Origin of the sequence: Mycobacterium sp. MAC_080597_8934, assembly GCF_000523975.1 — a bacterium.
Lineage (GTDB): Bacteria > Actinomycetota > Actinomycetes > Mycobacteriales > Mycobacteriaceae > Mycobacterium > Mycobacterium avium.
Map to the genome: position 1 here is coordinate 24,618 of NZ_JAOS01000017.1, position 7,991 is coordinate 32,608.

Annotated in this window: 8 protein-coding genes; 2 read left to right on the top strand and 6 right to left on the bottom strand. The window is 63.6% G+C overall.

The annotated features are described in order from the left end of the window. Positions 1-246: 246 nt before the first annotated feature. Positions 247-918: a helix-turn-helix transcriptional regulator gene (locus NF20_RS08740; RefSeq protein ID WP_007172122.1), complete on the top strand. Its 672-nt coding sequence runs from the start codon at positions 247-249 to the stop codon at positions 916-918. On the opposite strand, the gene NF20_RS28680 is transcribed toward NF20_RS08740, so the two are convergent. From NF20_RS28680 to NF20_RS27630, 6 genes are all read right to left on the bottom strand, one after another. Beyond that, on the bottom strand, positions 866-1,816 hold the full coding sequence (locus NF20_RS28680; protein ID WP_322887917.1) for a C40 family peptidase: 951 nt from the start codon (positions 1,814-1,816) through the stop codon (positions 866-868). The two genes, NF20_RS08740 and NF20_RS28680, sit on opposite strands and share 53 nt — an antisense overlap. A gap of 148 nt (positions 1,817-1,964) precedes the next feature. Further along, complete coding sequence (locus tag NF20_RS25670) at positions 1,965-2,744, bottom strand: hypothetical protein (protein WP_050594177.1); 780 nt, start codon at positions 2,742-2,744, stop codon at positions 1,965-1,967. Next, entirely contained in the window at positions 2,732-3,046 is a 315-nt protein-coding gene (locus NF20_RS27175; RefSeq protein WP_155947435.1) for a hypothetical protein, read from the bottom strand. Before NF20_RS27175 ends, NF20_RS25670 begins: the two co-directional genes overlap by 13 nt. 275 nt (positions 3,047-3,321) lie before the next feature. After that, positions 3,322-4,212 carry a ParB/RepB/Spo0J family partition protein gene (locus NF20_RS08755; RefSeq protein WP_007172119.1) on the bottom strand — a complete coding sequence of 297 codons (891 nt, stop codon included), beginning with the start codon at positions 4,210-4,212 and terminating at the stop codon, positions 3,322-3,324. Further along, positions 4,212-4,928, bottom strand: coding sequence for a ParA family protein (locus tag NF20_RS08760; protein ID WP_007172118.1), 717 nt, complete (start codon positions 4,926-4,928; stop codon positions 4,212-4,214). Before NF20_RS08760 ends, NF20_RS08755 begins: the two co-directional genes overlap by 1 nt. Before the next feature lie 587 nt (positions 4,929-5,515). Continuing rightward, positions 5,516-6,058 carry a hypothetical protein gene (locus tag NF20_RS27630; RefSeq protein ID WP_174814220.1) on the bottom strand — a complete coding sequence of 181 codons (543 nt, stop codon included), beginning with the start codon at positions 6,056-6,058 and terminating at the stop codon, positions 5,516-5,518. A gap of 838 nt (positions 6,059-6,896) precedes the next feature. Here NF20_RS27630 and NF20_RS08765 point away from each other — a divergent pair. After that, entirely contained in the window at positions 6,897-7,988 is a 1,092-nt protein-coding gene (locus NF20_RS08765) for a tyrosine-type recombinase/integrase (RefSeq protein WP_007172599.1), read from the top strand. Positions 7,989-7,991 lie beyond the last annotated feature (3 nt).

Sequence of the window (7,991 nt, forward strand, 5' to 3'; positions counted from 1 at the left end):
CAACATCAGTGCAGATGAAGGTTTCGGCAGAGTAAGTCGACACAGTTCAAGGGCGTACAGCGTATTGGCACCCCTGCGCATCTGCTGCGCGAAACCATGCTTTTCTGCCTTAAACAGGCTATTTCTGTGCATCTCTCGCGTGGCACATCTGTTGGGATCCCGTGTCCGACCGTGGCTGAACGTGGTCAACTTCTATAGTTAACTTGCAAGTATCCGAGAGGTCGTCGGTCGACGACGGCGGCGACGATGGCGAAGGACACGGTGAGCACCAAGGCGACTCCACCTGGCGAGAGCCCGCTAGAGCGGGTCGGCAAGGCCGTTGCCGACCGCCGAGTCGAAGTTGGGCTGGAAACGCAGCGAGAGCTAGCTGACGCGGCGAATGTGTCGCTGAACACGGCCGCGTTGCTTGAGCGCGGCAAGTCATTTCCTCATCGGATCAACCGCGTGAAGTTCGAAGATGCCCTGCAGTGGCCGCGCGGCACCCTCGATGCGCTACGCCGCGGTGAGCCCATCCCGCAGACCCAACCGCGCCCGGCAGCGGCGCTCACGGCGCAGCCCTCGTTCGAGTCGGTGTCGACCGATCCGCGCACCACGTTGCAGGCCTTGGGAATCGCTAAGGCGATAGCGGCGATATCTGCGATATGCGCACAGATTCTGGTGCGCCACAGCAACAGTGCACAGGCGAAGGCAACGCTGCGCGACCTCGACGATCAACTGTTGCAGTTAGAGTCGCTCATTGTCGCGAGTCTGCCGCACGTGCGCGGAAAGTCGTTTAGCGAGACCATGTCGGCGCTGACCGAGCTGCACGAGTATCGCGACGTCATCCGCGACGCCGCCGGGGACGCGCAGGCCTCGACCGAAACTGCTACGCCATCGGCCGGCGCGCCACGTACGAGGCTGGCATCGGCGAAATCCTGACCGGCACACCGGATTGCTGGGCTTCTACGCACTGCGTTGGGCTGATGGCGAGCATGACGTGCCCTGCTTCGGGAAAGATCAGGTCTCCGGCTTCGACGTTTCCATGAGCTACCTTGGCGCCCTGGTGAATCTGGGTGTATGTGTCGGGACCCAAGGTGATGCCGGCCTGAGCGTAGGACCAGTGAACCAGGCCGGAGCAGTCAAATTGGTTGGGCCCCTTGGCCCCCCAGACATAGGGGCACCCCAAGCGGGTTAGTGCGGCTTTGACCGCGATGCGCGCTAATGGCCCTCCCCCAGCGATCGCGGCGTCGTGGTCACCGGCGAGTTCGGGGTTGGTGTGGTGGTGGTTTCGGGTAAGCCCGGACAGGGCGGTGTCGAGGCCGGGGATAGAAAGTGGGCTGCCCACTCCCCCGCCGGCGGCGCCCAGGCCGCCCATCGGCATGCCACCGGTCATGGCGCCGGCGCCCATCGGCATCGCGCCCATCCCTGCGCCGTAGCCGCCGGCACCTCGCCCGATCAACGCCGCCAGCTCCATATTGCGCCGCTCACAGATGCGCAACAGGGCCTTGGCCCGATCCAGCTGGCTTTGCAAATGCGTCACCAATTCCCGCTTGCCTGCCGGGGTTCCGGTGGCAGGAGCGATCGCGGCCACCCCCGAACGGGTATCGGTGATCACCCCATCCATGCCCCCGCCACCCGCGGCAGCAGCCTCTCCCACGCCGGTCAGCGGCGGGCCGGTCCCCGCGTCGGCGGCGATGGTGTGATCCAGGGAAAATAGCTGCCCAGTGTTGGCAACGCCGTACCCGGTGGCCGCCGCACCACCCAGCCTGCGGCGGCGGCCTGTCCCGCGCCTGCCACAACCTGGCGACCCGTCACCAGTCCCGACGTTGATGACCAACCCCCGTTAATCATCGGCGCCGCCCCGAAAAGCCTGCGCGCATCGCCCAATACACGGCCAGCCTCAGCCACCACCTCATCGAGCGACATACCCGGCAGTATCACCTAAACCGCGCCCACGCGGCTATCACCAGCACCAACTTCGCCGCTCAGTAACCCTTCGGCGGTCGTGTGGGATCGGCCTGCTGGATGTTGGCTGCCAGATTCGACGCGTCAGCTGCGACGCAATAGCGGCCGCGGGCGTAGTTGATGAACGCGCACGCTTCGGATACGTCGTCGAATCGGCTACTTGCTGTGCCCGGCTGGTGATACTGCCGGAACGTTGCACCGGTGAATTGGAACGACCCTCCGCTGGGATCTCCCCTCTGCGCGTTGGCATCGGTGTGGTTTATGGCGTCGTTGCGGTATCCGGATTCACGTTTAGCCACCAGCATCATCCCGGCTTCCCACCGGGCACGTGCTACGGGATCATGAACGCCTTCGATGTCGAGGGCTTTGCGGATCGCCGCGCGGACGCGGTCGGCCCCTGGACCTGCGGGCTCGGCGGCCAGGTTCAATCCCTGATCCGGCTCGGGGTTGGTGTGGTGGTGGTTTCGGGTAAGCCCGGACAGGGCGGTGTCGAGGCCGGGGATAGAAAGTGGGCTGCCCACTCCCCCGCCGGCGGCGCCCAGGCCGCCCATCGGCATGCCACCGGTCATGGCGCCGGCGCCCATCGGCATCGCGCCCATCCCTGCGCCGTAGCCGCCGGCACCTCGCCCGATCAACGCCGCCAGCTCCATATTGCGCCGCTCACAGATGCGCAACAGGGCCTTGGCCCGATCCAGCTGGCTTTGCAAATGCGTCACCAATTCCCGCTTGCCTGCCGGGGTTCCGGTGGCAGGAGCGATCGCGGCCACCCCCGAACGGGTATCGGTGATCACCCCATCCATGCCCCGCCACCCGCGGCAGCAGCCTCTCCCACGCCGGTCAGCGGCGGGCCGGTCCCCGCGTCGGCGGCGATGGTGTGATCCAGGGAAAATAGCTGCCCAGTGTTGGCAACGCCGTACCCGGTGGCCGCCGCACCACCCCAGCCTGCGGCGGCGGCCTGTCCCGCGCCTGCCACAACCTGGCGACCCGTCACCAGTCCCGACGTTGATGACCAACCCCCGTTAATCATCGGCGCCGCCCCGAAAAGCCTGCGCGCATCGCCCAATACACGGCCAGCCTCAGCCACCACCTCATCGAGCGACATACCCGGCAGTATCACCTAAACCGCGCCCACGCGGCTATCACCAGCACCAACTTCGCCGCTCACGCCTCCCAGCGCTCCCAGCTGTGAGCGTTGCCGTGGGGTGCGTTTGGCTTTCGGCTCGCCGGTGTTGACGCCGACAACCACCACCTGCGATATCGAACGGTGCCACCGAAACCGCTTGACGCCCAACATAATTGAGTGTGGCTGAGCGTGCAGTATGCCACGCCACCTCGATGGATGGGTCAGCTTTCCACGGAAAACTGACCCTCGCGATGCTATGTGAGCAACTTCCTGAGCTGGCCGACCAGTGTCCTGGCTCCTTTATCGCCAAGTTGATCGCGCAACGCTATCGCCAGGGCGCGTGGATCCGCGTCGAACTTTCGAAGCGCCCGCGTCACCGAGCGCAGCGGCGGCGCCGTTGGTTCGTCTCGTGCCGCCGAATCCGAATTGCCGTCTTCGGTTTCATTGGCGGTGTTGGCCCCTTCACTGCGCCGGCCGCGAGCGGCCTTCCACCGGGCCACCTGCTGTGCGAGCGGAACCTGGGCAAGTGAACGCGCTTCGCGAATCGCCAGATCGCCCCTGCGGGTGGCTTCCTGAAGATCGGGTGCCAGTTTGAGTAGCGCGCGCCGATGTGACACCCACGTCTTGCTCTTACGAAGATGTTCGGCCGCGGCGTCAGCGCTGCCGTACTCCCCCACTAGCCTCTCGACAGCTTTGGCTTCCTCGATCACGTCGAATCCCGAGCGGTCGACGTTCTCGGAGATTACAGCCGTGAGCAGCGTTGCGCGATCATTGGCGAGTTCGTCTTTGATCACGATGTCGAGCTCGGGTCGGCCGAACTTGTGCGCGGCGGCCAACCGCCGGTTGCCGATGATTACTACCCACCGCGCCGAAATCGTGGTCTCGGGGTAGATGTTTTGAAATGCTCCTCGGGTGACAACAACTACGGGCTGTAGTTGGAAGTCAACGATGGAGGCCAACTCGTCGAGGTCACCGACCGAATCGCGCGGGTTGTGTGGGTTGCCGACCAGGTCTCGTAGAGCCACCGACCGCGACAGGCCCGACCGTGGGGCGACGACGGGAATCTTCGCGTTTCCGTCAACAGATGAGTTGTCGCCAACAGCATCGACGAGATCATCGAATGTCTTGACACCACCGCGCCCCATTACCGGACTCCTACCATGTTCAGTTCGTCGGCGAGCTTGTAGAAGTCAGCCGCCGCGTTGGCCGCCGAGCCACTCTTCTTGTACTGGGTGACCACGACGCCCTCGCTGCAGGCATTCGTGTGAATCTTGTAGTGCCGCACTACCGTCTCGGCTAAGGGCCATCCCTGTCCGCGAATGAACTTCTGCGTTTGCTTTAACCAGTGTTCGCCATCGCGCGGGTCCCAATCATTGATGAAGACCCGGTAGGGGATGTTGCGCGGTTCGAGAAGCTTACGGATCGTGCGCGCGGTTGGGTCGAAGCACATCGGCGCCGGCAGCACCGGGACGATCGCTTCGGCGGTGACGTCGAGGACGGTCCGCAGTGCATCGGCGGAGTATCCGTCACCTAGACCATCTCGAGAGGAGTCCGCGTCGAGGTCGAACCAGCCGGCGGTATCGACGTAGACCTCGACAATACCGGGCAGGTTGTTGAGCTGCTGCAGCCATTCGAGGGGATCGTCGTGCGCTTGGACAAGATGGAAGGGGAGTGCGTCGACCCGGTTGGCCCACCATTTTGCCGACCCCTGCGGGTCTATCGAGACCGCAGCCACCGGCGAGAACGCGTCGGGCTCGAGATATGCGGTCAGTTTTTGGGCTCGTACGGCGGCCAGATTGACGGTCGCGGTGCTCTTGCCGACACCGCCTTTTTGGTTCAAAACAGTGACAACTTTAGTCATGGGGAGAAGACCTTGGTGCGCTTGGGCCGCGGCTGCGGCCCACTCCGGGAACCGGCCGCCAGGAAATACGTCGCTGACCGAACGACCGCCCCTCAGACACGCTGAATTGTGCATTACATCTCGCCAGTTTTCCGCGGAAAACTGCCCAGATCCAACCGGAGATCGCATGCCGTCTTTCGCGCCTTCCCGGTCCGTCAATCACATCAGCGAGTCCATGACTTGCGTCGATTGACGAGCGACAGGCCAGTTTTCCGCGGAAAACTGGACATGCCGGGCTCAGATCATCACCCCAAAAGTCACGCGATTCCGCCGCGGCAGTGAGTTGTGCGCGCGCCTCATCGACTCGCCGCTCCCGATGGCATCCGGCCACATCATGACGTTGGCCGGCAGCCGCCGCCGAGAGGGTGACCACTTCCTCGGGCACTCGTGGATCGGGGCGTTGATTGCGCCGGGGCCCCGCACGACGTAGGAGTCGAACCGGCGGCATCCGCTGGCATGCACAACCGGGTCCACCCACAAAGCGCCCCCATAGTCGTTCGCACGTGCACCGACGCTTGACGACCTCACCGACACCGTCGGTCGACGGTTCACGGCGCACCAGCACCTAGTGCTTGTGCCGCCACGTTGTTGGGCACGCCACCGCCGACCTCTCGCGCGGCGGCGTCTACCGAACCTAGTGCTTGCGCCGCGGCGTCGGTGGCTGCGCCACCGCCGGCTTCCGGCACCGCGCCCTCTCCTGCGCCCCGCGCCGCGCTGCCTTCCGCGCCTAGTGCATCCGCGCGTGGCGCTGCCTGCGCGTCGGCAGACTTCAACACCGCGCGCACCTCACCGACTTTGACTCCCGCCAGTTCAGCGATCGCAGTGAGGCTTTCACCACGGCCTTGCATCCGGGCCACCGCTGTCGCGCCAGCCTGGCGGTGTTCGTGACGGCGCCGCTCCCCCTCTGCGCGTATCTCGAGGATACGGTTGCGCTCCCACTCGTCGACGGCGACCAGCCGCCCAATCTCGACGAGAAACGACGCAGCGTCATCGACATTTTGACGCTCACGCTCCAGACGTGCCTCGTTGGCCTTATGCTGCGCCTCCCGGACACGCTTGCGCGCCGCCGATTTCGAATTGATGTTCACCACGTGGGAACCATAGGACACACCCATCGTCGCGCTCTACCAACCTGACCAACATCATCTGTGTCCCCATTTGTCCGCACCCACTGTCGCCAAATCAACTGCCCACCAATGCAACACATCCGCACCGATCCGCACCACTCACCACAACCACCTGTCCGATCCGGGAAACGGTCGGGTGCGCTCGTTCACGCGCTACGACACACTTATGCCAACGAGACCCGTACCACAGCAGCCTGAAACCCGCTATCTGCACTGGTCGGCACGCGGTGGTTTCGCTTGGTGTGCGATGGCGCTATATGACCAGCTCAGACACCCCTTCTGGACCTCAACCAGAAGGGCTTGACCGCTCTCCTAAAGCCGGTCTCGCAGATTCGACCCCCTGACCGCACTCGACGGTGCATTTCCGATCGAATGTCGCACTGCTGGTAGCGGGAATCGAGAACTATGCCTCATGATCTCGGTATGACCTGCCGGCCAGTACCAACGGCGGGAGACGGGGTTGGAGACGATGACTATAGAAAATGCGTCGGTCATGCTCACCGCTCATGAAGTTCGAGCAATGACCGGAGTTCCGGTCTCAACGCTGCATGATTGGGCGGCCAGGCGGGAACGTGGGATTGATGCGCCTGGTCCACATCACCTCAGGCTTAGCGATCGGCACCGTCGATGGTTACTGGATGACGTCAAAGATTGGCTGGAATCGACTCGGGTGTAGAGCGATTCGCCCTCACCCACGACTTAGCACAACCGCAAATTTTGAGCTAACGATCAAGCTTGCACACGCTCACTGCTGGCTGCAGGCACTGATCCTCAATTCCCCCAACGTCATTCCGGAGGAATCTTGGCCATAAAGCGCCGCGAGACGAAGGACGGCGTGCGTTATGACGTCCAATGGCGCCTACCGGATCGTTCGAAGCGCAAGAAGAGCTTCCGAACAGAGCGGGAGGCGCGCCAGTTCGAAGCAAGGCTCGTCACCGACAGCGCCGCGGGCGTCAGGGTGGACCCACGCGGCGGCAAAATCCTGCTCCGCAACGTCTATCGATCGTGGCTAGCCTCCCGACCCGACCTGAGCGCGAAAGTCCGCCGCGGATACGAAGACAACTGGAGGCTGCGTATCGAGCCACAGTTTGGTTCGTGGCCGATCGCAAGAATCGACCACGAGTCGATCCAACGATGGGTGAATGCCATGTCAGCGTCGGGTCTCGGACCGCGGACCGTGAGGTGGACGCACTCGGTCCTCAAGATGACCCTTGACCGCGCCGTCGAGGAAGACCAGCTCCTCGGCAAGAACCCCGCATCACGCACCAAATTCCCACCGATGCGGCAAGCCACACACGTCTATCTAACCGTCGGCGAAGTCGCAACACTTGCCCAAACATGCGGCGCTCAAGGTGACGTCGTCTTGCTCCTGGCTTACACAGGCCTACGATTCGGTGAACTCACCGGCCTCAATGTCGAGGATGTCGACCTGGGCGCTCGTCGAATCCGTGTTCGCCGGTCGATGACCCAAGTCGGCGGCAAACTCGTTGAAGGGAACCCGAAATCGCAAGCCGGCCGACGTTCTGTCCCAATCCCCGAGCGCTTGATGCCGGCACTTAAGGCGCGGCTCGACGCACGACCCTGTGGCGCGCCGGCGATCGCGTCGCCGAAGGGTTCCCGGCTGAGCCTGGAGAACTGGAAGCGTGCGGTCAACTGGCGGAAGTCTGTGACTGAGATCGGCCGGGACAACTTGCGTGTGCATGACCTACGGCATACCTACGCATCGCTGTCACGACGGGCCGGCGCCGACTTGCGACTCCTGCAAAAGGCAATGGGCCACGCATCAATCACCGTGACCGCACACACCTACGCGGATCTCTTCGACGACGAGCTTGACGACATCGCAACCGCGCTTGACTCGCTCGACGATACTTTTCGTGCGGGCCGCAGCTGATCC